27 protein-coding genes are annotated in these 24,974 nt (G+C 36.2%); 17 read left to right on the forward strand and 10 right to left on the reverse strand.

Going from position 1 to position 24,974, the window contains the following annotated elements:
* The first annotated feature begins 59 nt into the window (after window positions 1-59).
* Window positions 60-1,064: an S-layer homology domain-containing protein gene (locus tag JYB65_RS01160; RefSeq protein ID WP_206580750.1), complete on the forward strand. Its 1,005-nt coding sequence runs from the start codon at window positions 60-62 to the stop codon at window positions 1,062-1,064.
* A gap of 111 nt (window positions 1,065-1,175) precedes the next feature.
* On the opposite strand, the gene JYB65_RS01165 is transcribed toward JYB65_RS01160, so the two are convergent.
* From JYB65_RS01165 to JYB65_RS01175, 3 genes are all read right to left on the reverse strand, one after another.
* Window positions 1,176-1,865, reverse strand: coding sequence for a hypothetical protein (locus tag JYB65_RS01165; protein WP_206580751.1), 690 nt, complete (start codon window positions 1,863-1,865; stop codon window positions 1,176-1,178).
* A gap of 240 nt (window positions 1,866-2,105) precedes the next feature.
* Window positions 2,106-2,825 (reverse strand): DUF4367 domain-containing protein, encoded by a 720-nt coding sequence (locus tag JYB65_RS15180; RefSeq protein WP_206580752.1) that lies wholly within the window; start codon window positions 2,823-2,825, stop codon window positions 2,106-2,108.
* Window positions 2,818-3,375: an RNA polymerase sigma factor gene (locus JYB65_RS01175; protein ID WP_206580753.1), complete on the reverse strand. Its 558-nt coding sequence runs from the start codon at window positions 3,373-3,375 to the stop codon at window positions 2,818-2,820. The genes JYB65_RS15180 and JYB65_RS01175 overlap by 8 nt, the downstream gene beginning before the upstream one ends.
* A 296-nt stretch (window positions 3,376-3,671) precedes the next feature.
* Between JYB65_RS01175 and JYB65_RS01180 the strand changes: the two genes are divergently transcribed.
* The 4 genes from JYB65_RS01180 to JYB65_RS01195 all read left to right on the forward strand — a co-directional run bounded on the left by JYB65_RS01180 (window position 3,672) and on the right by JYB65_RS01195 (window position 5,637).
* Window positions 3,672-4,220 carry an RNA polymerase sigma factor gene (locus JYB65_RS01180; protein WP_206580754.1) on the forward strand — a complete coding sequence of 183 codons (549 nt, stop codon included), beginning with the start codon at window positions 3,672-3,674 and terminating at the stop codon, window positions 4,218-4,220.
* Window positions 4,201-4,428: a BhlA/UviB family holin-like peptide gene (locus JYB65_RS01185; RefSeq protein WP_206580755.1), complete on the forward strand. Its 228-nt coding sequence runs from the start codon at window positions 4,201-4,203 to the stop codon at window positions 4,426-4,428. Before JYB65_RS01180 ends, JYB65_RS01185 begins: the two co-directional genes overlap by 20 nt.
* A 120-nt stretch (window positions 4,429-4,548) precedes the next feature.
* Window positions 4,549-5,007, forward strand: coding sequence for a hypothetical protein (locus tag JYB65_RS01190; protein WP_206580756.1), 459 nt, complete (start codon window positions 4,549-4,551; stop codon window positions 5,005-5,007).
* 147 nt (window positions 5,008-5,154) lie between these two features.
* Window positions 5,155-5,637: a hypothetical protein gene (locus JYB65_RS01195; RefSeq protein ID WP_206580757.1), complete on the forward strand. Its 483-nt coding sequence runs from the start codon at window positions 5,155-5,157 to the stop codon at window positions 5,635-5,637.
* Between the two features lie 15 nt (window positions 5,638-5,652).
* Here the strand turns inward: JYB65_RS01195 and JYB65_RS01200 are convergent, their stop codons facing one another.
* Window positions 5,653-5,994 (reverse strand): hypothetical protein, encoded by a 342-nt coding sequence (locus JYB65_RS01200; RefSeq protein ID WP_206580758.1) that lies wholly within the window; start codon window positions 5,992-5,994, stop codon window positions 5,653-5,655.
* A gap of 255 nt (window positions 5,995-6,249) precedes the next feature.
* Between JYB65_RS01200 and JYB65_RS01205 the strand changes: the two genes are divergently transcribed.
* Together JYB65_RS01205 and JYB65_RS01210 are read left to right on the forward strand one after the other, a co-directional pair.
* Window positions 6,250-7,689 carry a spore germination protein gene (locus JYB65_RS01205; RefSeq protein WP_206580759.1) on the forward strand — a complete coding sequence of 480 codons (1,440 nt, stop codon included), beginning with the start codon at window positions 6,250-6,252 and terminating at the stop codon, window positions 7,687-7,689.
* Between the two features lie 185 nt (window positions 7,690-7,874).
* Entirely contained in the window at window positions 7,875-8,468 is a 594-nt protein-coding gene (locus tag JYB65_RS01210) for a hypothetical protein (RefSeq protein WP_206580760.1), read from the forward strand.
* Between the two features lie 76 nt (window positions 8,469-8,544).
* Here JYB65_RS01210 and JYB65_RS01215 read toward each other — a convergent pair whose 3' ends face one another.
* Window positions 8,545-9,300, reverse strand: coding sequence for a LytR/AlgR family response regulator transcription factor (locus tag JYB65_RS01215; protein WP_206580761.1), 756 nt, complete (start codon window positions 9,298-9,300; stop codon window positions 8,545-8,547).
* Window positions 9,301-9,505: 205 nt separating this feature from the next.
* Here JYB65_RS01215 and JYB65_RS01220 point away from each other — a divergent pair, with 205 nt between their 5' ends.
* From JYB65_RS01220 to JYB65_RS01255, 8 genes are all read left to right on the forward strand, one after another.
* Complete coding sequence (locus tag JYB65_RS01220) at window positions 9,506-10,459, forward strand: LysO family transporter (protein ID WP_206580762.1); 954 nt, start codon at window positions 9,506-9,508, stop codon at window positions 10,457-10,459.
* A gap of 29 nt (window positions 10,460-10,488) precedes the next feature.
* Complete coding sequence (locus JYB65_RS01225) at window positions 10,489-12,000, forward strand: B12-binding domain-containing radical SAM protein (protein WP_206580763.1); 1,512 nt, start codon at window positions 10,489-10,491, stop codon at window positions 11,998-12,000.
* The gene (locus JYB65_RS01230) at window positions 11,990-12,958 is read left to right on the forward strand and encodes a KamA family radical SAM protein (protein ID WP_206580764.1); all 969 of its coding nucleotides are present in this window, start codon (window positions 11,990-11,992) and stop codon (window positions 12,956-12,958) included. Before JYB65_RS01225 ends, JYB65_RS01230 begins: the two co-directional genes overlap by 11 nt.
* A gap of 228 nt (window positions 12,959-13,186) precedes the next feature.
* Window positions 13,187-14,326, forward strand: coding sequence for an acyl-CoA dehydrogenase (locus tag JYB65_RS01235; protein WP_206580765.1), 1,140 nt, complete (start codon window positions 13,187-13,189; stop codon window positions 14,324-14,326).
* A 22-nt stretch (window positions 14,327-14,348) separates the two neighbouring features.
* Window positions 14,349-15,038 carry an orotate phosphoribosyltransferase gene (gene pyrE, locus JYB65_RS01240; RefSeq protein ID WP_206580766.1) on the forward strand — a complete coding sequence of 230 codons (690 nt, stop codon included), beginning with the start codon at window positions 14,349-14,351 and terminating at the stop codon, window positions 15,036-15,038.
* A gap of 70 nt (window positions 15,039-15,108) precedes the next feature.
* Window positions 15,109-15,666 carry a DUF2284 domain-containing protein gene (locus tag JYB65_RS01245; protein WP_206580767.1) on the forward strand — a complete coding sequence of 186 codons (558 nt, stop codon included), beginning with the start codon at window positions 15,109-15,111 and terminating at the stop codon, window positions 15,664-15,666.
* 170 nt (window positions 15,667-15,836) lie between these two features.
* Window positions 15,837-17,477, forward strand: coding sequence for a hydroxylamine reductase (gene hcp, locus JYB65_RS01250; RefSeq protein WP_206580768.1), 1,641 nt, complete (start codon window positions 15,837-15,839; stop codon window positions 17,475-17,477).
* A gap of 74 nt (window positions 17,478-17,551) precedes the next feature.
* The gene (locus tag JYB65_RS01255) at window positions 17,552-17,821 is read left to right on the forward strand and encodes a TIGR04076 family protein (RefSeq protein WP_206580769.1); all 270 of its coding nucleotides are present in this window, start codon (window positions 17,552-17,554) and stop codon (window positions 17,819-17,821) included.
* A 45-nt stretch (window positions 17,822-17,866) separates the two neighbouring features.
* On the opposite strand, the gene JYB65_RS01260 is transcribed toward JYB65_RS01255, so the two are convergent.
* Window positions 17,867-18,922 (reverse strand): HD-GYP domain-containing protein, encoded by a 1,056-nt coding sequence (locus tag JYB65_RS01260; protein WP_206580770.1) that lies wholly within the window; start codon window positions 18,920-18,922, stop codon window positions 17,867-17,869.
* Between the two features lie 280 nt (window positions 18,923-19,202).
* On the opposite strand from JYB65_RS01260, the gene JYB65_RS01265 reads away from it, so the two are divergent.
* Window positions 19,203-20,129 carry a chemotaxis protein gene (locus JYB65_RS01265; RefSeq protein ID WP_206580771.1) on the forward strand — a complete coding sequence of 309 codons (927 nt, stop codon included), beginning with the start codon at window positions 19,203-19,205 and terminating at the stop codon, window positions 20,127-20,129.
* A 152-nt stretch (window positions 20,130-20,281) separates the two neighbouring features.
* Here JYB65_RS01265 and JYB65_RS01270 read toward each other — a convergent pair whose 3' ends face one another.
* The 4 genes from JYB65_RS01270 to JYB65_RS01285 form a co-directional block, all read right to left on the reverse strand.
* Window positions 20,282-20,689 (reverse strand): hypothetical protein, encoded by a 408-nt coding sequence (locus tag JYB65_RS01270; RefSeq protein ID WP_206580772.1) that lies wholly within the window; start codon window positions 20,687-20,689, stop codon window positions 20,282-20,284.
* A gap of 74 nt (window positions 20,690-20,763) precedes the next feature.
* Entirely contained in the window at window positions 20,764-21,597 is an 834-nt protein-coding gene (locus JYB65_RS01275) for a deoxyribonuclease IV (protein WP_206580773.1), read from the reverse strand.
* A gap of 138 nt (window positions 21,598-21,735) precedes the next feature.
* The gene (locus tag JYB65_RS01280; RefSeq protein ID WP_206580774.1) at window positions 21,736-23,373 is read right to left on the reverse strand and encodes a DUF5711 family protein; all 1,638 of its coding nucleotides are present in this window, start codon (window positions 23,371-23,373) and stop codon (window positions 21,736-21,738) included.
* A gap of 15 nt (window positions 23,374-23,388) precedes the next feature.
* Window positions 23,389-24,561 carry a stalk domain-containing protein gene (locus tag JYB65_RS01285; protein ID WP_206580775.1) on the reverse strand — a complete coding sequence of 391 codons (1,173 nt, stop codon included), beginning with the start codon at window positions 24,559-24,561 and terminating at the stop codon, window positions 23,389-23,391.
* 205 nt (window positions 24,562-24,766) lie between these two features.
* On the opposite strand from JYB65_RS01285, the gene JYB65_RS01290 reads away from it, so the two are divergent.
* Window positions 24,767-24,952, forward strand: coding sequence for a hypothetical protein (locus tag JYB65_RS01290; protein ID WP_206580776.1), 186 nt, complete (start codon window positions 24,767-24,769; stop codon window positions 24,950-24,952).
* Window positions 24,953-24,974: the final 22 nt, after the last annotated feature.

The raw sequence follows: 24,974 nt of genomic DNA on the forward strand, positions 1-24,974 counted from the left end.
ATTTTTATGTTTTTTTAGTCTTATTATATAGAAATCATAAGACCGAAAAGGAGATTGAAATGAAAAAGAATAAATGGACCAAGCTTTTACTGGTTGGCCTTGTTTGCAGCACGGTTGCATTGAATTATAGTCCGGCATTTGCGGCGAATAGCAGTTGGTCGGCACAACCTATAAGTGACTTTGTAGAGAATAAGATAGAGGCGCCCACCGTTTTAAACGATGAAAAATACACAAAATATATAACGAGAGAGGAATTTTCTCAATTAATTGTCGGGCTTTATGCAAAATCTGAAAACATCAGCAAAGAAAATATTCCTACTAAAGAAAATCCATTTAAGGACACGGCTAATATAGATGTGCAAAGAGCCTATTCTTTGGGGATTATTCAAGGCGTAGGTAAAAACACATTTGACCCAAACAAGAATATAACAAGAGAGCAGATAGCAACTATGTTAACTCGCTTTTTAAATATTAAGAAGATAGATACAAGTTCAACGAATAGCTTAAATGGTTTTACTGATAAAAATGATATAAGCACTTGGGCATTTGATTCATTGGCTTATTGTGTGGATAATCAAATAATCCAAGGATCTGAAAATCAATTGCAGCCTAAAGAATCAACGACAGTAGAACAAGCGATCACTATGTTGGATAGAATAGCCATTAAGAATAATTGGATAACTCAATCTAATGATTTGTATCTGTATGGATTTTTGCTTCCAAATAATACGGAATTAAATTATAAACTGATCGATAGTTACACATTTAAGTTAGAATTTAATTGGAATAATGTAAAAGATACTGAAAAAATTAAACAAGATTTAAATTATATGTTTAATAAAAAATTTAAAGAAAACAAAAATCAAATAAATGAAATCATTGAAGCTGTAATAAAGACAAAACAAGGAGGATTTCATAGTGACGATTTTACTATAAATGAATCTAAAACATATAGAATATGGGTATGGAGAAATGAATATACCACAGAAATAAATATTGAAAATTCTAGTGATATGGGTGAAATACCACCTATTCCATCTGCTCCAACAAACTTAATCCAATAGATTTTGAAGATTGAACATTTTATAATATAATCAAAAGAGCATTTGTGCAGAGATACCAAAAGGGAAAACTGCACGAATGCTTTTTTGTTTTTTACGTTGATATTTTACATATTAAACTGCAAAATTAGAATCTTTCTGATTAAAGCTTGCACTTGATGTATCTGAAACAAAAGTTGTCCCACTTGGAGTGTTAACACCTTTACAGTATGTGTCAAAAGTGCTTTGAGATACATTAGGATCTAGTTTATTTAGAACACACGTTGATTTAGAATCAAGTGCAACATAGGTTCCATTCACGTTAGTAAGTGTTGTATTTGCAAATTTAGCATTTTTATAATACGCATTTGCGGGGATTGTTGACTTTGCATTTGACGCAATTACCATTTCACGATAGATTTGAGATCCTTTATTTAAAGAGTTATACATTGTTGTTGAAATTGGTGCTTTATCTACAACAGAACCAAATTGAGTGACAATATATCTATTAGTTCCTTCAGCAGAAAACCAACTTTTCAATGTTTTAGTCCCAGTAGCTTTAGCAAGCGGACCGCTATGCCAAGTTCCGTTTATATTTGCAAAAAGCCTGTAATATCCGTTGTTTTCATAGGCAACACCTGCATCTATCGTGTATACTCCATTATAAAAAACATGGAAAAATTCCGGAACTGTGTTATAACTGGCATCATTTGGATTTGGATAGGATGCTAACGCGTCTGTCGGTACGGTTAGGTCGCTGGATACCGCATTAAAAATATTTTGGGCTGGTGATTTTCTAAACACTATATGTGCTCCTCCACTCATTTTTTTACCTCATTCTTTCTTTAAGTCTTTAGATGTAACGGTTTGTTATCACGTGACATAAAGAAAAACGAGAAAGTTTTTAATTTGTAAACCTTGATTTTTTGTTTTATCTAAGTTTCGGGATTGTTTGAAGATCAAGTAAAAAATAAAGTGCGTTTCCGTGTTATGGAAACGCACTTTTCCGTTTTCTAATGATACTTTCCTTTTTATGAGATCAAGATGTTGATAAAAATCTATAATTTATTTTTCAAAAGAAGAAATAACATCAATCATAGTTTCCTGATCTGAGACTCCGCTGATAGAAAGAAGGGTATTATTATCCAACAAACATACACCTCTTAAAGCTTCGGAAGTAGGGTCATACCAAACATATAAATCGGTATCGTCCAGCTTAACTAATTTGGTTTCCGTCGCTATTTCTAAAGTCCCAGGAGTAGTGGAAGAGTTTATAATAATGCTAATTATATGTTTGTTATTGTCACTGTAAATATAATTTACAAAGTATTCTTCATCAGCCAGTTTATCTATTCGGAGCTGTTGCAGTTCATATCCTTTAGGGATATAAGAGGGTATATAAAGGGCCGGATAAAATTCCTTTGCTTTATCAATATCTTTCGGCGAGGTTGTCTGATAAGATATGGCATCCTCTCTGACAGAGATATTGTCCGTATCATCTTTCATTTGATACATGATTTGATCCAGTTTAAATTTTGTAGCTACGGCTTGTTCTGAATTGATCCAAATAGCAATACCGCTTGAAAGAAAGATAATGATTAAAAAACTTACAGCAACCTTTGAAACCTGATTCCACCCAAAAGATGATAAAAAAGATTTACTCATGAAAGAAAGGTCTGGCTGAGGTTTACTTCCGTTTGCTCCTAAAATATAGTCATCATAAATTTGTTGAAATTCTTCTTTTATTTTCAATTCTGAATCATTCCATTCATTTTTATTATCCACAGTCGATATCCTCCTTCCCTTTCTCTAAAAAAAGATATACTTCTTTTAAGCGCTTCAATCCTCTCTTTAAATGAGTTCGAGTAGTATTGTAATTGATATCGAGGATATAGGCAATATCTTTAATATCAAGGCCGGCAATAAATCGAAGCTTGATAATTTGTGCATATTTCTGATCCAGAAGTTCCAATGATTTTAAGATTAATTTACTTTCTTCTCTTTTTAGAAGAATAGATAAAATATCAGATTCAATAGGTTCAGTAAATTCTTGTTCGTTTGGGATCAATTCGGTTTCATACGTTACTGTGTTCCCCGATTTTTTATAAAATGTCTTTGCCTCATTTCTAGCTATCTGAAAAATCCAGCTTTTTGATTTTTCGGGGTCTTTTAGCTGATATAAAAATTTCCAAGCTTTTTCCATCACATTTTGTGTTAAATCTTCAGCATGACTTCTGTTATTGGTTAATACCATAAGAAATCGAAATATATCCTGGTAGTATATTAAAATATGATTTTCAAAAAATGTTTTATTGTATTTTTTATTTAGTAACATCAAACACCCCTGGGAGTCTTAGCAAATCTCTTATATTATTCACAATTAAATATAGTGTTAGATTTAATTATAAACGGTAATGTTAAAATTACAAACACTTTTGAAATTATTTACATTATTAATATAAAAATACTGAAATATTAAACCAAATTATTAAAAATTTTACATTAAATGAAACAATAACCAGAATAAATTATCTAATCAAATAAATAAAGAATTTAAAAATAATTTGGTAAGGTTTACATCTTGTCCATTGAATTCGTTTTTTCCCTGAAACGGGGAAAAGGGGTGTATTCATGGATGAGAAAGGATTGCTAGAAATTTTACAACTAGCAAAAAATAATAACGAGGAAGCTATATATTATTTGTTAAAAAAATTTGATTTACTAATTAAAAAATACGCTAGACAATTAAATTATGATTGTGCTGAAACAGATTTAATTATATGCTTGCTGGAATTTACAAAAAAAGTACAGCTGAAGAAATTAGAAACGTATTCAGAAGGACAGCTTGTAAATTATATTGTTAACATCCTCCGTAATAAAAAAATCGATATTTACAGAAAAAGATGTTTAGACATTGAATTAGTTCATATGGAAGAAATTACAGAAATGAAAAATAATAATCAGATTGACGATCATATGAACCTACAATCACTTTTAAACTCATTGACGGACAAGCAGCGAGATGTTATTATTGCAAAATATTTTCAAGGCTATTCTGACTTTGAAATAGGAGAAAACCTTAACATTTCAAGGCAGGCAGTAAACAAATTAAAAAAGCGATCTTTAGATAAATTACGTGAAATATTGATGGAGGATAGTTATGGAAAACCAAATTATTGAAATCGCATCATCCCAAGGGGTATGGGCAGCTTTATCTATGTTTCTGATTTTTTATATTATTAGAACACAGGAGAAAAGAGATCAGAAGCAGGATGAAAGAGAAAAAAACTATCAGCATTTACTGGAAGATTTATCTGCAAAATTAAATATTGTACAAGAAATAAAAAACGATATATCGGAGATAAAAGGAGCCGTTAAAAAAGCATAAATAGGAAATTACTTTTCCAATCGGGAAAAGTAATTTTTTTATCCATAAGTGAAACATTATATGATTTTATTAGTCTTTAATAATATAGAAATTAATATTTAATAAAAAAAGGAGAAAAAAATGAAAAACAAAAAAAAATCTTTATTTATCATCGTATTGTTTATAATGTCTATGTTGATGATCCCCAATAGCATATTTACTACAGAATTTGTATTTGCTACATCATCTACTTCTGCTAATTCAACTTTAATTCATCCTATGAGTGTAGACACTAGTACATATTCATTTGTAAGATTATCTGCCACAAAAGCACAGGCTACAGTAAAAGGTTACTCTTCTGGAGTAACTCCATTTATTAAACTAAAGATTACGCTGCAATCGGCTCCATTAAACTCTAGTACATATACAAATGTAAGTTCCGTAAATTCTATAGAATATGAGGTATATGATGTGAATTTTATTTCAAAGACAAGTTCTTTTCCAGTCACTGCTGACAAAAACTATAGAATAAAAATTGAGATTACTGATAAAGTAAATGGAAATCAAACTACGCAAACGTATTATTGCAAGCTTTCTTAATAAAGGAAGAAAGAAGATGGGAAATTGGAGCAGTAGTTTCTGTCTTACTTTTATCCATTATTTATTCTGTTTTGCATAAAGTAAGATATGTTGTATTTGGTTATCTTATTTTTATTTATTTTATTTTTAAAGGGGGAATGAGGCTCTATGAATTTAATTTCTTATATAACCTTTCTAATGTTTTTATTTCCGTTGTTTTTAAAATGTTGTTATATGGAGGAAGAAAAAAAAGAAAGGTTTTTTTCAATAATAGGGAAAGTACAATATTTAGCCATATTTGTATTACTTGCAATAGCTGCTTTAAATATTGATAATGGAATAAATACAATTAAAACGTCTTATTTTTACATCACTGTGGGTAGTTTTGCTACAGTATCAACGATTATTTTTTGTTTAAAGATAGATATTTGGATAAATAACTTTTTAAATAAATGTATTGGAAGTAACTTTGTTAAATTTATTTTTATAATAGCAAATGTATGTAATATAATAATTTTTATTATTTATGCGTTTTTGACTGAAAATAAACATCCTTTACTTTTTAAACATTTATTCTTTATTTTAACAATAACACTCTCATTAAGCTTTGTTAGCGGAAAATATTTTCAAGAAAAAAATAGCATTCATTGAATGCTATTTTTCTTTTTAGTAAGGAACAACGCTAATACTGTCAATACTGTAGCCACTGACATATTCGCCAATTGATGGATTTAGCTTAGTAATATACTTCAATGTGACAGTTACGTTGAAACCGGAATTTCCAAAAGCAGTGTTAATTACTCCAATAAGTGCCACTGCTGCTGCAACCTGATTTACGATAGGGATAAATTTAACGCTAGTTGCAGCAGTTACCTCTTTAACAACTATTTCTGCAAACTTTTTAATACCTTCACTACCTAGTTTATTAACAGCTGTCGGAACTGCTGTTCCCGCAATTAACTGACCATTTGTAACTTTAAATTTACATGTTTTTACTTCATTAGCCATATTTTTTACCTCATTCTTTCTTAAATTTAATTGAGATTTAACAATTTGTTATCACGTGATATAAAGAAAAACGTAATACATTTTGATTTGTAAACCTCAAATTTTTAGCTTTATCTAAAAAAAATAGCGCTAATAAAAACAATCATAGGACTCAGTAAGAAAGAAGAGTTGTCTGCATTGCTGTTTCATGCATGATATTTGCCGTATTTTACATACTAATAACAAGTAATTTATTAGATAGAAACGGATGGGAAAATGATGCAAGAAAAAAATTATTTGGCTGATACATTAAGGACAGCTTTACCGATAGGGGAAAGTTTCGACTTAATGGAGAGAAAGTTAATGATCGGCGGGCGTGATGTTTCCATGTTCTTCGTGGACGGCTTCGTAAATAATCAAGTGATGCCTATCGTGATCGGATATTTGCAGGATATTACAAAGGACAGCATACGGAAAGCGGAAAATGCAAAAGAGTTAATTCAGATGAGTGTCCCTTATTTGGCCGCTTCTACAGAATCAAAGCTGGATATGGTGTTGAAGCAAGTTTTTTCAGGGCTGATTGCTGTAGCAATTGCCGGATTTGATGAAGTTATAATGGTGGATGCCAGAGTTTATCCGACTAGGAGTGTATCAGAACCGTCGAAGGAAAAGAGCTTGAGAGGGGCAAAGGACGGATTCACCGAAGCTTTTATGATGAATATTGCGCTGATTCGCCGAAGAATTCGAGATCCTAAATTGATCTTTGAAGCTCATGTTGTGGGAGAGCGTACTAAAACCGATGTTAGTTTGGTGTATATCAAAGGATTGGCCGATCAACAGCTAGTAAAAAATATATCGACCAAATTAGATCAGATAAAAATAGCCTCTGTATCGGTAGGGGAGCAGACCATTGTGGAACAGCTGCTCCGCTTAGATAAAAGTAAAAAAAGTTTTTTAGGCTGGCTGAATCCTTTTCCAAAGGTTCGATACACTGAACGGCCGGACGTCGTTACTGCACATCTCGCGGAGGGGAAGGTTGCGATTATTGTAGATACAAGCCCTACGGTTATCTTGCTTCCAACTGGGATATTCGAGTTCTTACAGAACGCAGATGATTATTATTTCCCGGCCTTAACGGGGAACTTTTTCAGATTTCTTCGTACCTTTAATTTTATTGGAATTCTGTTCCTTACACCAGTTTTTTTATTGTTTGCAGAAAAACATATTCCGTCCTATGAGTTTATTAAGTTTTTTATTCCGTCAGGAGACTATGCGATTCCGGTATTTTGGCAGCTTATTCTTTTGGAGATCGCAATAGATGCGTTAAAGCTTGCTTCGCTCAGTACACCGGATTCCTTAGGGATGTCTTTATCTGTGATAGGGGCATTGATTCTTGGTGAATTTGCCGTATCCTGCGGATGGTTTATTCCGCAAACTATCCTTTGCATGGCAGTACTTGCTCTTGCGGGCTTTACGCAGCCAAGCATAGAATTGGGCTATGCCATGAAATTTATGAGGGTGCTTATGTTATTCGGAATAGAAATTGGTGGAATATGGGGGCCTATCGGAGCTATTTCCGGTGCCATCGTAGCATTGATTATTAATTTTATCTCTTTATCTACGGCGAAAACATTATCGGGAAATTCTTATCTCTATCCGCTCTTTCCGTTTGACAAGGAAGCGATGAGGCACTTGATTTTCCGAACAAAGCAATAAAGACTAGTAAAAAACCACGAATCAATAAAGTAACTCTGCATTTTGAGAACACTTGATTGACGCGTGGTTTTTCTTTGATGAAAATATATGGGAAGAACTATAATTTATATATTGAAAAATTTTACTTTAAGGCATATGATTTACATATATTTCATCGGTATCATTTTTAATTAAAGAGGAAAATAATGGACATACAAATTGAATTGAATATAATTTCTGATACCGATTTAAAGAATCAATGGGATAATGAGATTAGTTTTAATATTGAATTAAGTAAAAATTCTTATAGAGTATGTGAAGTTATTTTTAAATACAATGATCTACTCGCAGGGACAGACTTAGAAAATATCATGGAAAAAAGCTATCAGTTCATAAAAGAGAAATATAACGATAAAACGAAATCATTTAAGTTTTATAGGATTATGCAAATTAATGATGGCGTGTTGTATTGTTATATAGTAGCCGAAAACTATAAACAGTTAAAAAAGGTGATTAGAAAATCATATAAAACAATATTAAATTATCAAACATATTTAAAATACCACTATTTAAAATTCATGGAATCTCATAAAACAGCAATAAATAATATTTATTTAATTGAACCCCAAAAAATATTAAAAAAAGAAGAGCATAGACTTTTGTATAATGTAATATCTATTTTAATTTCATTGGGTATTTTTCGTATTTATGATAAATTAATTTTTTTAATTTTAAGCTGTTTAATTATAATTGGTATTTTTATATATTTAGACAGACTAGGTGGAATAAAAAGAGCGTAGTTGATTACGCTCTTTTTAATAGATCAATATGATTATTTTATAGATTATGTGGTCATTTCTTTAGAGGGTGGATAACCTATTTTCTGTATGTATTATATACGTTTTTTATATAAGTAATACTGATGGGGCAAGTTTGATCTAGTTCGTTGAAGTATGCAGTCCAATTCTTCTTGCTGGATTTCTCTATGGAAGATAGATGATTTACATTTAATAAATAGCTGCGATGGCACTGAACAAATGAATCAATGTGAATCATAGATTGCAGCGTTATCAGATTTGTATTTTTTAATTCAAATGCTCCTTTGGCAGTATATAATTTACAACACTTGTTTTGAACCTCTATGAACGCTACCTTTTGTATATATACCTTAATATAGCCCTGAGAATGCTTGAAAACCAGGGGCTTATCTTTATTTTCCCTTTCCGAATTTTCCGATATAATGTTATCTAAATATAGGCCGAGCTTGCCTTGTACGTCAAGGTCGTCAATCGGTAGAGAGATGTAATTACGCTTTTTGTAAGACTGATAGGAAGATAATGGGGAAGAACCTATGAGGTCATAACTAATTTTCGTAATAAAAATAATAGGCGTTTCTTCGTAGATATTTATTTTCCTTATTTCTGTTTCAAGTTTATATCCTCCGGACTCTTTTAAATTGACATCCACAAAGAAAAGATCGATTGCTTGTTTCGTATCTTTAATTATATTCAAGGCCTCACTTGCAGTAGTTGCATAAAATATGCATACGGCATTACCCGTACTGCGGATTATGTTGCGCGCGATCTTTTCCATATTCAATAAATCACTGCAACTTAGTAAAATTGTAATCATAAAAAATCCTTTTCTACAATAAATATGTTAAATTATACCATATTCCTCTTCTGTTTTAAATTGATTTATTTATTTCTGCTTAATAATTTTTTCCAGAGTGCTTTTAGCGACGTATAGGACCTTTTAAGGAGCACGATATTGCATAAAAATATTTTTGCTCTATCATGAAAATATAAACATGTTTATATTTGAGAGGTGTAACTTTATGACATTAATACCATTTGTATGTTTGTTTATCGGAAGCTTCATTGGTTTGAAAAAATCGAATGATAGTTTCTTAAAGGGGGTTGATAGAGTAACCACTTTCGTTTTAATCCTATTAATGCTGACTATTGGCACAAACATAGGGGCAAATGATTCTGTCATGTATGAACTCGACACGATAGGTATAAATTGTGTAGTCATTGCTCTATGTGCTATTGTATTTAGCGTTTTAGGAGTCTGGATTATTGAGAAAACCATTCTACCATTGGAGAAAATTCAAAAGGAACTATCCCTAGATAACCTTGAATTGGATTATAAAGTGGATGCGGAAGCAGAAAAAGAGAAGAAAACATCGCCGTTAGTTTTTATCATGCCAGCCAGTATCGTTATTGGAATTATAATAGGCTTTTACATTCTCCCTAAGACGCATATAAATATGTTGGATAATATACTCACCGGCACCTTGATTGTACTGTATGTAGGTGTGGGTATCAGTATAGGAAGCAATAAAGATGTATTAAAATATATAAAAGTTGTTGGTCTCAGGGTTGTTTACATTTCAATAGCAATATTCCTTGGCAGTTTAATCGGTGGTTTCGTCTCAGGAATCATTATGGATATACCGTTTAGAGCCTCTGTTATTTCAGCAAGCGGCATGAGTTACTACAGTATCACAGGGGCCTATATGACAAAGGTATATGGAATAGAAATCGGCACCTACGGATTCATGGTGAATGTGATGAGAGAATTCTTTACCGTGTTATTGCTGCCCATTCTGATTAAAATCAGTAAGGGCAGTCCCATTGCCGGAGGGGCGGCGGGAAACATGGATACCATGCTCATGCCCGTCACTAAATTTGTCGGAGCCGAGCTGGGGCTTATCACGTTAATTACAGGTACCATATTGACTTTCGCAGTTCCGTTTATTCTGCCTATTCTACATAGTGTTCTCTAGGGATTGTCAAGGGGCAAGGAGAACTTAATATGAGAAAGATACGTGAGATATTATTTAGTAAACAGGAGTTAGACATCGCTTTAATACAACCCAACTTTTTAATGCCAATTTTGGAATCCGATCAAAATGAAATTGTTAGAGAATATTGGAAATCGATGAACAACAGCGAACCGTTAGGAGACACTCCGAACGAACCCAATCATGGACTTTTTAGTTTGGCGGCCTCATTACGCCAAGCCGGTCATTCCGTAGATGTACTAGATTTTCAAGCATTTGATCGCTTCCTTAGAGAAACTGAAAATAGACTAATCACGCTGGAAGATATAAAAGCTTCTATAGCAATGAAACAGGCAAGATATTTTGGCATATCCACCATAACTGTTGCATCAGAAAATGCCTTACATATAGCAAGGATAATCAAAGAGATACATCCGGACTCAAAAGTTATTTTTGGCGGCATGCATCCCACCCTATATGGTGAACATTTTATAAAGCATGAAGAGGTTGACATTATTATCCCTGGCGAAGGAAACCAAGTTATAGTTGATATAGTAGAGACTTCTGGCAGCGAAAGTGAGCTCGCTAAAATTGACGGAATACTATTTAAGGATCATACCGGAAACGTTGTCGTAACTAAAAAACGGTCTTGCTGTCACATTGAATTAGATGAGTTGCCTTATCCGGCATACGATTTAATTTGTCAGGAATCATTGCCGTTAATGCCACGAATATTTTCCGTACGGGGGTGTCCTTTCAGTTGTGTCTTTTGCTCTTGCAACGCATTTTATAGCATTGCATATGATGATTATGTCGTGGGAGTCAGAGACCCTAAAAAAGTTGTTGATGAGATTGAACATCTGTATAATAACTATTCTATTAAGTTCTATTGCTTTGGTGATTTAACTTTCATGACAAACAAAAAACAATCCCACGAAATATGCAATGAACTCATCAAGAGAGGGTTAGGCCATATTTCATGGTGGTGTCAAACGACAGTGGGCAGACTAAATTTAGACGATTTGCAGCTGATGAAGAAGGCGGGCTGTGTCCAAGTTGGATTGGGAGTGGAGAACAGTTCTCAAGATGCATTGGATTTAGTTGGGAAACCTTTCGATTTTAGAAGCACAGAACAACAATGTAAATTAATAAGACAAGCTGGAATCGATCCGATAACCTACTGGATGGTAGGCTTAGGTACGGAAAATTTCCAAACCTCTAAAAATATGATAGACCGAATTTGTTATTTTATTAGAAATGACTTAACGGAATTGTCACATATAGGAGTACCTGTACCTTACCCTGGGTCGCTATTGTGGAATACACCTGAAAAATATGGCCTTGAAATTGTAAGTAAAGATTTTTCTAATTATTGGATGAATTCCGATGAGTTGGGATATAGTTTGCCTGCTGTACGGACAAAGTATCTCTCCCGGGAGCATATTTACGCAATATGGCAATATGCATTGATTGCCACGGCAGAAGAATATAAAAATAGAAGTTTACGGAGATTAAATAAGGGGGAATCAAACAATGAACAATAAGACGGATGTTTTAAAAAATAAATTTACAAAGAAAATAGAAGAAATTATTGATTATGATCGTCCCAACGATCCGGTCAGTCTCCAATTCTTAACCGATATCGAGAAAGAATCAATCATTCTCAAGGAAGAAATAAGTGATCCGATAGGGGATGATCGATGCTCAAAAATTAAAGGAATCATTCATCGATACCCGGACCGGGTGCTCCTGATTCCAAAAGGCGATTGCCTGGTAACTTGCCGGTTTTGCTTTAGAAAATGGAAACTTCCTCATGAGAAGACAGAGTTAACATATGAAGAGCTGGAAGGAGCTTTGGATTACATTCGATCGGATCCGCAAATATGGGAAGTGGTCCTTTCCGGAGGTGAACCTTTAGCCACCAGTGAAGAAAAATTAGAGTATATTTTCAAGCAATTAAATAATATCCCACATATCGGCGTGATACGGATTCATACCAGATTGCCGATAGTCGCTCCGGAACTTGTAACAGAAAAGACCATCAAAATATTAAAAAAGAATAAGCCGGTATTTATTGTTATCCATTGCAATAATGAGAAAGAAATAACGGATGACGTTAAAAAATGTTGTGATCTATTTGTAGATTCCGGCATTCCATTATTAAGCCAAACCGCATTATTAAAGGGGGTAAACAGTGAGGCTGAAGATTTGGAGGCGCTTTTCAGAAAGCTCATAACTATAAGGGTAAAGCCTTACTATTTGCATCATTGTGACTTAGTGGAAGGTACCGGACATTTTAGAACTACCATAAAAGAAGGACAGGCACTCATGAGAAAACTAAGAGGAAATGTCTCCGGTATTTGTCAGCCTACCTATGTTTTGGATATTCCGAATGGGTACGGGAAGGTCCCTATCGGACCTGACTATGTCTCATTTGACGCAAATGAGCTTATTACAGTTATGGACTATGCGGGAACTCAACATCAGTATCCTCCACAATAGAAGAATAGATTCTACATAATGAGATCATCAGTGAAGACTGCCGGCATAACAGAGCCGGCAGTCTTCACTTTTAGAAACTAAATATCCTAGAACGTATTGTCATGCATTTTTAATGAGTATATAATAAAAAATGGTTTGATTTGCGATTTAATATAATAAATGGCTTGTACGAATATAGTTTAACTAGAATGAAAATCAGAAATGAAAAGGTAAAGCGAGGTATTAACAATGATTTTTGAACTGAATCCACAGCAGCAGAAATTGCAGGCCCAATTTAGGGAATTTGCGCAGCAGGAAGTGGCTCCGATTGCGGCTGAAATTGATGAAAATGCAAGATTTCCGAGGGAAACTATTGAAAAAATCGGACAGTTAGGCTGGATGAGTCTCCCGTTTCCCAAAGAGTATGGCGGATATGGAGCAGATTATGTTTCCTATGCGATCATGATTGAAGAATTATCAAAGGCTTGCGCATCTACCGGTGTTATTGTTCAAACGCATCATGGCCTATGTACTTGGCCGATCCTTACGTACGGAACAGAAGAACAGAAAAAGAAATACTTACCGCCGCTCATGAAAGGCGAGAAGATTGGAGCATTTGGCTTAACAGAACCGAATGCAGGCACGGACGCAGCAGGGCAGGAAACGATAGCAGAAGATAAAGGCGATCATTGGCTGTTAAACGGACAAAAGAAGTTTATTTCCAATTCAGGCGTAGCAGGGACTTATGTGATTATGGCGATGACGGATAAATCCAAAGGAACAAAAGGCATCAGCGCATTTATCGTAGAAGACACGTTTCAGGGATTCAGAGTCGGGAAATCCGAAAGAAAAATGGGAATTAAAGGTTCGGTGGCAAGAGAATTGTTTTTTGAAGACTGCATCGTACCAAAGGAAAATTTATTGGGAAAACTCGGACAGGGCTTTAAGGTTGCAATGACGTCTCTGGATGTCGGACGAATCGGAATCGCTTCTCAGGCACTTGGTATTGCACAGGGCGCCTTGGATGTCACCTTGGACTATGTAAAAAACAGAAAACAGTTTGGCAAAGCAATTGCAGAATTTCAGGGACCTGCGTTTGAACTGGCACAGATGAGAACGAGAATTGATGCAGCAAGATTTTTAGTATATAACGCTGCTTATAGAAGAGAAACCGGAAAACCGAGCACTGTCGAAGCAGCTCAAGCAAAATATTTTGCATCTGAGACAGCCATGTATGTAACCACAAAAGCGGTTCAGCTGCATGGCGGATATGGATATCTTCAGGACTACCCGGTAGAACGGATGATGAGAGATGCTAAAATAACCGAAATCTATGAAGGTACCAGTGAAGTTATGAAGATGGTTATTTCCGGATCCATGATCCGATAAAAGAATACAAACAAGGAGAGAGATGATGAGCTATAAGGAATACTTTATTGAATTTATGGTGAGATCGGGCGTATTAACGTTTGGTGATTTCACGACAAAAAGCGGAAGGAAGACACCGTATTTCGTCAATACGGGAAATTATAAAACAGGTGCACAGGCGGACAAGCTGGGCCATTTTTATGCAAGCTGTATTGCGGAAAACATTCGCAACGGTGTGATACCTTCCGATATTGCCGCTATCTTCGGGCCCGCATACAAAGGAATACCGATTGCTGTCGCGGCTGCCATCGCTCTGTCCAGGGATTTTGATATGGATGTCAACTATTGCTTTAACCGAAAAGAAGAGAAGGACCACGGCGAAGGCGGTAAAATGGTAGGATATAAGCTTCAAGACGGGGACTCAGTATTAATTGTAGAAGATGTTATCACAGCCGGCACGGCGATAAGGGAAACTCTTCCTCAAATTAAAGCAGCTGCTGATGTAAACATTGCAGGACTGATCATTTCGGTTGACCGTATGGAGAAAGGGCAGGGAGAAAAGACGGCTATTCAAGAAATTGAAGAGGAATTTGGTATAAAGACATACCCCCTCGTTACTGTAAGAGAAATCATTGATACGATGCACAACAAGGAAATCGACGGAAACATAGTGATCAATGATGACATGAAACAGAAAATGGAAGAGTATTTAGAAAAATACTGTGTGAAATAGTAAAAAAGGCTTTTGCTTTACGGCAAAAGCCTTATGACTATAGGGCTGAATATTTTAAAGGAGACTGAATATGTATCATGTTGAAAGAATGGATGCTGAAATTTCCATTGAAGAATATATGAGAGATTATGTGGATGTAGACACATTTTTGGAAGCTTGTAAAGTCTGTCCGAATTACAATAAAATTTGGACCTGTCCTCCCTATACATTTGATCCGGAGGAATATTGGGGACAATATAACACTTTTCATGTAATCGGAAAGAAAATTAATTTCGATACAGAGACCATAGAGAAAACATATTCCAGAGATGAGATGAGAGCACTATTGGATCAAACCCTTTTTAAAGAAAAACAGAAACTTGCAGAAGAACTTTGGGAGTTGGAATTGAAGGAACCCGGAAGCAGGAGTCTTTCTGCAGGAAACTGCTCCATCTGCGGAAATGGTAATTGTTCGAGACCCCAAGGAGAAACGTGCAGATATCCGGATAAAATGCATTATTCAATCGAATCGTTAGGCGGCAATGTGGGGAAAACTTGCAGCAAATTAATGGGCGTAGAATTGGAATGGCTTACTGAAGGAAAATTGCCAACGTATTTTATGCTCGTTTGCGGTCTTCTTAGAAAGTAAAATCTAAAATAGCAAAGATTTTTGCAAAATGTTTTTTTTGTTGGATTTACAACATACAGCATTTGACTTTTCAGATAAACTACATTCAATGATAAAACTATTACAAATTAGCGAATAAAAAGCTTTTATAAATTTTACTTTTAATGATTCGAAAAGAGAGGTTTAAGCGTATGGAAAATAAAATGTTTTGTTATCAGTGCCAAGAAGCAGCGGGATGTAAAGGCTGCACTCAGATGGGGGTGTGCGGAAAAACTCCTCAGCTTGCAGCAAAGCAGGATTTGTTGATATGGATGACAAAAGGAATATCAGAGGTGGCCACTCGTTTGAGAGAGGAAGGAAATGATATTCCGCCTATGATAAATAAGTTAGTTACTGAAAATTTATTTATGACCATTACCAATGCAAACTTTGATGAATTGGTTATACAGACTCGAATTGAAATGACTTGGCGATACAAAAAGGATTTACTTTCTATGTTAGAAAGTAAACGCGGATTATCGTATGCAGGGCTATGGGTACAGCAACAAGGGGCTCAAGATATGGATGCAGTCAGCAGCACAATCGGTGTGTTGACTTCGGATAACGACGACATAAACAGTCTCAGAGAGCTTCTAATCTATGGAGTGAAAGGGCTGGCAGCTTATTCAAAGCATGCAAACGTATTGGGAAAGCAAAGTGAAGAGGTGGATGCCTTTATGCAAAGGGCATTAGCTGCAACTCTTGATGACAATAAGACGGTCGACGATCTCATTGCGCTGGTGCTGGAGGCAGGAAAATTCGGTGTAGACGGTATGGCGCTTTTGGATAATGCAAATACACAGGCTTACGGGAATCCGGAGATTACCAAGGTAAACATCGGTGTTGGAACCAGACCGGGAATCTTGATTTCCGGACATGATCTTCGTGACCTTGAAATGTTATTGGCTCAAAGCGAGGGGCAGGGTGTAGACATCTATACTCACTCCGAGATGCTCCCTGCTCATTATTACCCTGCGTTTAAAAAGTATTCTCATTTTGTTGGAAATTACGGCAATGCATGGTGGAAACAGAAGGAAGAGTTTGATTCTTTCAACGGACCGATTTTAATGACCACAAATTGTATTGTTCCTCCGTCAGACTCCTATAAAGAGCGTGTATATACAACCGGAGCGGCAGGTTTCCCCGGATGCACTTATATTCCAATTCGTGCAAACGGAGAAAAGGACTTTTCAGAAATCATAGAGTATGCTAAAAAATGTGCTCCTCCTACCGAAATAGAAACCGGAGAAATTGTCGGAGGCTTTGCGCACAATCAGGTATTGGCTCTCGCAGATAAAATTGTTGACGCGGTTCAATCAGGGGCTATTAAGAAGTTTGTCGTAATGGCCGGTTGTGACGGACGTGCAAAATCCAGAAACTACTATACCGACTTCGCACAAGCGTTGCCGGAGGATGCGGTTATTCTGACTGCAGGCTGTGCAAAATATAGATACAACAAATTAAACTTAGGAGATATCGGTGGAATCCCTCGAGTTCTAGATGCAGGGCAGTGCAATGATTCCTACTCCTTGGCAGTCATTGCATTGAAACTGAAAGAAGTATTTGGCCTAGATGATATCAATGATTTGCCGATCATCTATAATATCGCATGGTATGAACAGAAGGCGGTTATTGTACTGCTTGCATTATTATATTTAGGTGTAAAGAATATTCATCTCGGGCCAACTCTTCCGGCTTTCCTTTCGCCAAATGTAGCGAAAGTCTTAGTGGAGAATTTTGGTATTGCAGGAATTGGAACGGTTGAGGAAGATATCAATCTGTTCTTTAAATAAAAAAATAAGTGATATACTTTTAAAGATTAGGCCGGAGAAAACGAGCCTAATCTTTTTTCCAAGGAGATGAGCATATGGCGAAAAGACCTAAGATCAGGATTAAGATGATTGATAAGATCGGCAGCGGCCCCTGTCATTATGGGCATAAAAAAGGAGATATTTTTGATTTTGATACGGATCGCGGAAAGATGTGCCCGATGATGCTGCACACGGCGTTCCCTTATATTGATATATTACGCTATGGAGGGCAGGTGCCGGGCGGAGAAACACCGAACAAATGTAAGTTCTGCTGCCCTGATGCCGATGTGATTAATGTTTTTGAGATAGAGAAAATAGAAGAGTAGGTATAGAACCCTACTCTTCTATTATTATTCGCAGTATACACTTGTTTAATCGACCATTTTTACTATACTAATCTCGGGTGTGACCGATAAATCTATAAACTGACCATCATCAACCTTTACAAGCGGTTTTGATCGTATATTCTTATTGATCAAAATAACTTTTGCCTCTTGTCCATTACTTAACAGCACTCTTGTATGAAGATAGGAATTTAATATTTTACTTAGAAATTTTAACACGTATTTCGTTTCAAATTTATGTAATCCTTCTTCTTCAAAATAGCCGACCACTGTAAATGGACAGATAGGTTCCCGATAGGCTCTTTCTGAGGTCATCGCTTCATAGGCATCGGCAATGGCTATAATTTTTGAGAATTTGTCAATCTGATCGCCTTTCAAATGCATATAATATCCGGAGCCGTCACATCGCTCATGATGCAATAGGGCTACTTTCTTTACCCGATCATCGATATCCTTAAATTGGTCCAGAAGTTCAAAACCTTTGGATACATGTGATTGCATAATTTTATTTTCTGCAGGGGTAAGCTTATCCGGCTTTTCTAGGATCTCTTTCGGAATAAGGAGTTTCCCAATATCATGGAAGAGTCCGCAGGTAACCAGAAGCTTTATTTCTTCTTCCGGCAGTCCCAGCCAGTGACCTAAATGGCTTGCTATCATTCCTACATTGACAGAGTGGGTATATACCGTGTCTGAGTATTCATGCATATTGTAAACCATATCGATTAAGTTAATATTCTTTTTGTTCTTTTCATATAACAATGCACTTAAGTCTTTAATCATGTCTATATTGCAATTATTGGGGTCCTCACTTAAAATGCTATCAAGTGAAGTAATCAGGTTTTCTTTTGCTTCAGTACATTCACTTTGAAATGTTATAAACCCCGGGGTACTTTTTATATCGAAAATAGTATCATCCAGACTATCCGAAATAACTTCGACACAACTGATCCTAAACTTTTTCAGCTTTGCAATTAACTCAGGCGTAACAACTGAATTCTTTGGTGTAATCAGTTGTCCGTTTTCTGTGTACAAATCTTGCCCAACATTCATACCAATTTTGATATTTTCTAATGACAGTTTCATTTTATACACACGCTCCTACTTTTGAAATTAAAATTATAGAATTTTCACTCATTTCGGTCAACCTGATTGTAACATTTTTCTTAAAATTTTACAATATTCTCTTTTTAAAGAACGAAAAAAGAGTTATAAACGGGGCATATGGATAGTAAAATTTGATTTAGATAGCGGCACATTTTAAAGAAGTCTATGCAAGTGAATTTTAATATTGTATAATAATAGTAATTTTTTAACATTCTTACGGTAAATTGATACAAATTGTATTTTTGTGGGAGGAATGAATATGGCAATTCCAGAGAATTTAAATAAGACCAGTATTCTTTTAGAATCAGGAACAAATGAACTAGAGATCATTGAATTTACAGTGGCGAATGAGATTTTCGGAATAAATGTTGCCAAAGTACGTGAAATTATGGTGGCTAAGGATGTAAAAGTTATGCCTAATTCACATCCTGTAGTGGAGGGAGTATTTAAACCGAGAGATGAGATTATAACTGTTATAGATCTGGCTAAATATCTAAACCTTCCGGAATGTGACTCTGAACGTGATATATTTATTGTTACCCATTTCAATAAATTAAATTTTGCATTTCATGTACACAGTGTTATAGGTATTGACCGAATTTCATGGACAGCGATTAAAAAGCCCGATCGCGCAGTTTATGGCGGACAAGATGGTGCGGCTACCGGAATTGCGGAATATCAAGGTCGTCTTATAACTATTTTGGATTTTGAAAAGATTGTTGCAGATATAAGCCCGGAATCCAGTATTCAGGTGGAATCCATAGCAAAGCTGGGAGAGCGCCATACGATGGAAAAGCCCATTTTGATTGCAGAGGATTCTATGCTTCTCTCAAAAATGATTATAGAGTCTTTACACAAAGCTGGATATAAAAATACGATTAAAACCGATAATGGACAGGAAGCTTGGGATTATTTACGGGAGGCAAAAGAATCAGGGGATCCTATCAAAGAACATGTTGCCTGTATTGTATCCGATATTGAAATGCCTTTGATGGACGGACATCGGTTAACGAAGCTGGTGAAAGAAGATCCTGTGCTTAGAAGTATTCCTTTAATATTATTCTCCTCTTTGATAAGCGAAGAAATGCGAATAAAGGGCAGACAGCTTGGTGCTGATGAGCAGATCAGTAAGCCGGAAATAAGTAAATTAGTTTCAATTATAGATCATCTGACAGGTGATCATTAATAAAACATTTCAATTATAGATCTATAACAACTTGTTGTTGAAAATTATGATATTTTTTGAGCAGAGTATAAATATACTCTGCTCAATTAAAATTTGTATTTAGTTTGCATTCGTAAAGATTATGTTCCATTTTCTTTGTATAAAAACAACCATTATTCTAAAGTAAGATCTACAGCTAATTCATCAATGTCTAATCTATAATCATTTTTATCATAGTGCTTAACTTTAAACATAATAGAATCACCTACTTTTAAATTGTCAATCGTTTCTCCCAGTTGCCCTAAATAAAGTTCCTTTCTTTTTTCATTTCGTTCACTTAATCCTGAAATCCCTATATCATCGGCAAATTCAATTTTATGAGCTGCTTTAATTTCAGATGCAAAACTACGGTTGCTTTGAACAGGTGAAACCTCTACTGTAGTAATACTGTCTTTTTTCTCCATGCTTTCGATTTTACCAATATAGTAATCGTGCTGCTTATTAATATTAATAATAAGAATCAAATTAATGATTGTTATAATAAATATGAAACATAAGAAGATATTTTGTCTCTTTTTCATAATCTTGCTCCCTCTTCTACTATAATGGATTGGAATGTCTCTTCAGTTTCCCTTGGCATCTTTCGAATGCAGAATCAATATTTATAATGATCTTTCAATAGTGAAATTTCTTTTGCGTATCCGTCAAGCTCGTTAGGTGTCTCAAGAATAAACGGCAGATGCCGAAGCTTGGGATGGTTTATGATGTTACTAATTCCATCCAGTCCAATATATCCTTCTCCTATTTTAGCGTGTCGGTCTTTGTGAGCAGAAAGGGTATTTAAGCTGTCATTGATATGCATGGCGTAGAGCTTTTCCAACCCTATGATGTTATCAAATTCTGATAAAACGCCATCTAGATCGTGAACGATATCATAGCCTGCATCGTTTACATGGCAGGTATCCATACATACCCCAATCCTATCTTTTAATTCAACTCGGTCAATAATTGCCTTTAATTCTTCAAATCTACTGCCGACCTCACTCCCTTTGCCGGACATGGTTTCCAGCAGTACAATGGTGGATTGATTTGGCGTCATGAGTTCATTCAGTAAATCGGCAATGATCTCAATTCCTGCATCTGCGCCTTGCCCTACATGGCTGCCCGGATGAAAATTGTAATAATTGCCCGGCAGATATTCCATTCTCTTTAAGTCGTCTTCAATGATCATACGGGCAAATTCACGGATATTTGCTTCTTTCGAGCAAGGATTAACCGTATAGGGAGCATGAGCGACCAATTTCGTAAAGTTGTTTTCTTCCGCAAGTTTTAAAAATTCTTGCACATCTTTTTCATCTATTTCTTTTGCCTTTCCGCCTCTTGGATTTCTTGTAAAAAACTGAAAGGTATTTGCACCAATAGAAAGGGCAGTGAGACCCATGTTTTTAAAACCTTTTGAAGAAGATAAATGGCATCCTATATGAAGCATATTCGGCACTCCTTACGTTATAAAATCATTTTAAGTTCTTGTAGAAATAATCTTTCCGAATGAACAGGATTTATTCGGATTCATTTCTAATTCATCATAATAGAGAAGGGTCGTAATTCAATCAAGGATATAAGCAAACTACCAATTACCCTTGCAAATCGTTTCGGTAGTATTGTTATAGAACATGATTTGATTTCCTTTGATCGATATATTATTGCAAAAAGTTTTGTCCGAGGTTTTGAACACCACCTTACCGGACTGGTCAAATACCATGAGCCGATATTTTGAAGCCTGCGTTTCTTCAAAGGTACAAACAAAATACTCTTCCTTGTCACCAAAGATGCCCATGCTGTCTACTTTCGCACCCGGGTTTAAAGATTCCGTTTTTCCCAGCATATGCAGCTCTCCGGTTGCAGCGTTTGTCCAATAAATCTTTTCGCCGGCCACAGCAAAGAGCCCATTCGAATCGGAGTTAGAAATTCCAGTAGCTGCACCTAAACGTTCTTCGGTTCCGTCTTTCAGTGAAATCCTGTAAAAATTTTCACTGTTGAAGTAATACAGAAAATCATCGGATATTTGTGCCCCCTGCGCATATTGTGTACTTACCCGAGCAGTTTCTTTCGTTTTTATATTGACTTTGTAAATGGCGATGTCATCCAGTTTGATATTGGCGTCGAGGCTTGTTCCGCTGAGAACTTTAGCCGCTCTTACATAAAGTTCATCGCCTATTCGTGTGAGCTCAGGAAGTCCATACACCTTGCACAGACTGTAATACCAATAACCTGAATCACCGAGCTGAATGTCTTCGGAACTGCCTTCCTGCATTCTCAAATTTCCGGGACCCGGTGTCGGCCCTGTCCAATAATAAAAAAGAGTATCTCCAATAAGGGTGGTTTGCCAGTAGCTGGATTGAATTTCCTGCGTACTGCCGTCTGCTTTTAGTTTATGCTTGTGATCCGAGCCCATAACGGCCCCGCCGGAGTGAAAAAACAGAAAAGGCTCACCGTTTTCCAAGTAAAGAGAATGGTCATCGTAAGTTGTTCCGTCTCCATAACTCCAAACATTCAGCTGATACACCTTTTTCCCTTTCGAAGGGGCAGACAGAGGGGCTTGAATGATAGCACCTTTCGTATCGTCATAATATACATAATCGCCGACTGGAAGGACGCAATTGCTTCGTTTCCCCGGATAAGGAGCATATTCTCCTTGAACCGGCCTGCTGGTTGGCAGGGAAATTTGACTGAGTTTGATATTATCCGAATGGATCACTAAGCCTTTTTTATTATCAAAACTGTAATCCCAACCAAACGCTTCTGCACCGTATTTCCATGTCATCGGGAAATAGGTAATATCTCTGAAAGATAAGAGAGGAAACTCTTCCTTGCTGTTATCGATGATTTTGCCGTTTACTTTTACAGGAAATGTTGGGATGGTAGCGGTGTAATTTTTGCTATTTTTTGCAGAAGATTTGTATAGTTGGTAGGCTGCTGTAACACCTGTTTTTTCGATAGTAAGCCCTTGGGTGTTTCCTTTCCAAGTGGATTCAATCCCTAGAAACCGGCAATCACTATAAGTCATTGGAAAATAAGTAATATTTTTATAGACGATCAAGGGATATTTACTGTAATCGTTGTTCACCACTTCACCGTTCATCGTAACGTTGAAATTCGGCAAGGATACTGCTACAGCGTTTGTTTTCTGTGCGCCAAAAGCAAAAATGGAATGACTGCCGACCAAAATAAATAAAGCAATAAAAATCATTAGTTTTCTTCTCATATTTTACACACCCTTTTAAAACTCCTCGACGAAGCTTTTTTTATAAATGGAGACGGAACCGTCTGAATTATAATGAAGGTAGGATGGAATACATTCGACCGTTCCATACCACATCCGCTCTGTTTCTCCTTTTGGTTTCCATGACCGATACAAATCAAATGCATCGAAATCAGAATAGCTTTCTGTATTGATCGTGGATACTTTTATATTTGCTATCTTTGCGTTTTCCGATTTGGAAAAACAATTGCTGCCGTCAAATATTTTTGACATGGCCATAGAGGTGACGGCTTTTATAGAAGCATGACTAAAGTCAGTAACCGAAGAGGCTTTACGAATGATTTCTTTATTGTCCAATTCCACTACTAGATCTACTTGAGATTCGGAGATTGCTTCACTATAAAATTTTAAGTGATGGGTGGAACCCTGGTCCAAGTATACCGGATTTCCCCAACCCCAGAAGTTCCCTTGACGCAGGTAGACGGTCCATTTGTTGTAATTCGGATTCGTGGAATCTTCAATAAACTGAAACCCTGCCTCGGTATTGCCTATATCATTTTGCCAATCAAAACCAAAATAGACATACGGACAGTCTCCCTTTTCTGCAATACTTACAGTTGGCAGTGTGATATCGGCTTCCATGCCGTCAAATCCGGAATAGTTCAGTTGCTTTCGCAGAAATATCCCGGTGGAACCGCCATTTATGTTGGACGGCGTTAAAGGATAATACGTATTCGTAGCATTTTGGTTTTGAGCATCTGAGACGACTGATATCGAAAAGGTCTGGTTGTCCCAATTGACGTCATAGCCGTAAGCAGATAGGACCGCTCTTAAAGGCAGATAGGTGCGTCCGTTTTTCAACACGGCCGGTGTATCTGTAGCTAGGATGGTCTGATCTTTAAAAAAGAACGATTCTCCTACGGGAATTTGGACTTGAACATGATCTTTTCTTGCAATAACCGTTTGTTTTTCCTGATTCCAATTGACCTCACATCCGATGGAGGCTAAACAAACACGTAAAGGGAGCATGGTACGGCCGGATTCCGTGATATAGGGGTATCCGGTTGAATCATCAAAGGTCACCGCCTTACCATCTATCGTCAGTGAGAGCTGCTTTTCTGCACCATAGCAAGGAAGGGCATTCGCCCATATCAATAAGCAGCATAAAGACGTCAGTATTATTTTTTTCATTCTATTCATCCTCCATTTATCTTTCTACTATATAGGACAGAAAAAAGTGTGATAATGTTTCATTTAATCTGCAATATTTTGGGTATCTATAATTTCATACGATATATTTTTTATGGATTAGCCTGCTGGCCGGAACATCAAATCACTGTTATTTTACTCAAAAATATGATATAATGAATGCCATTATTGATACGGCGTTGCCTTTTTGCCCCAAGCTTGCTTGGCAAGGCAAAACGGACAGCAGGGAGCGGAGCGAGTCGGAGCCGAAGGCGTTGCCTTTTTGCCCCAAGCTTGCTTGGCAAGGCAAAACGGACAGCAGGGAGCGGAGCGAGTCGGAGCCGTTGCCGTAAGGAAGCATTCATTGAATCATACTGCGACGCTGCTTGTATGATATCATGTTGTAGGATACGATA

This window comes from Clostridium aminobutyricum (genome assembly GCF_017255415.1).
Classification (GTDB): Bacteria; Bacillota; Clostridia; order Peptostreptococcales; family Anaerovoracaceae; genus Aminipila; species Aminipila aminobutyrica.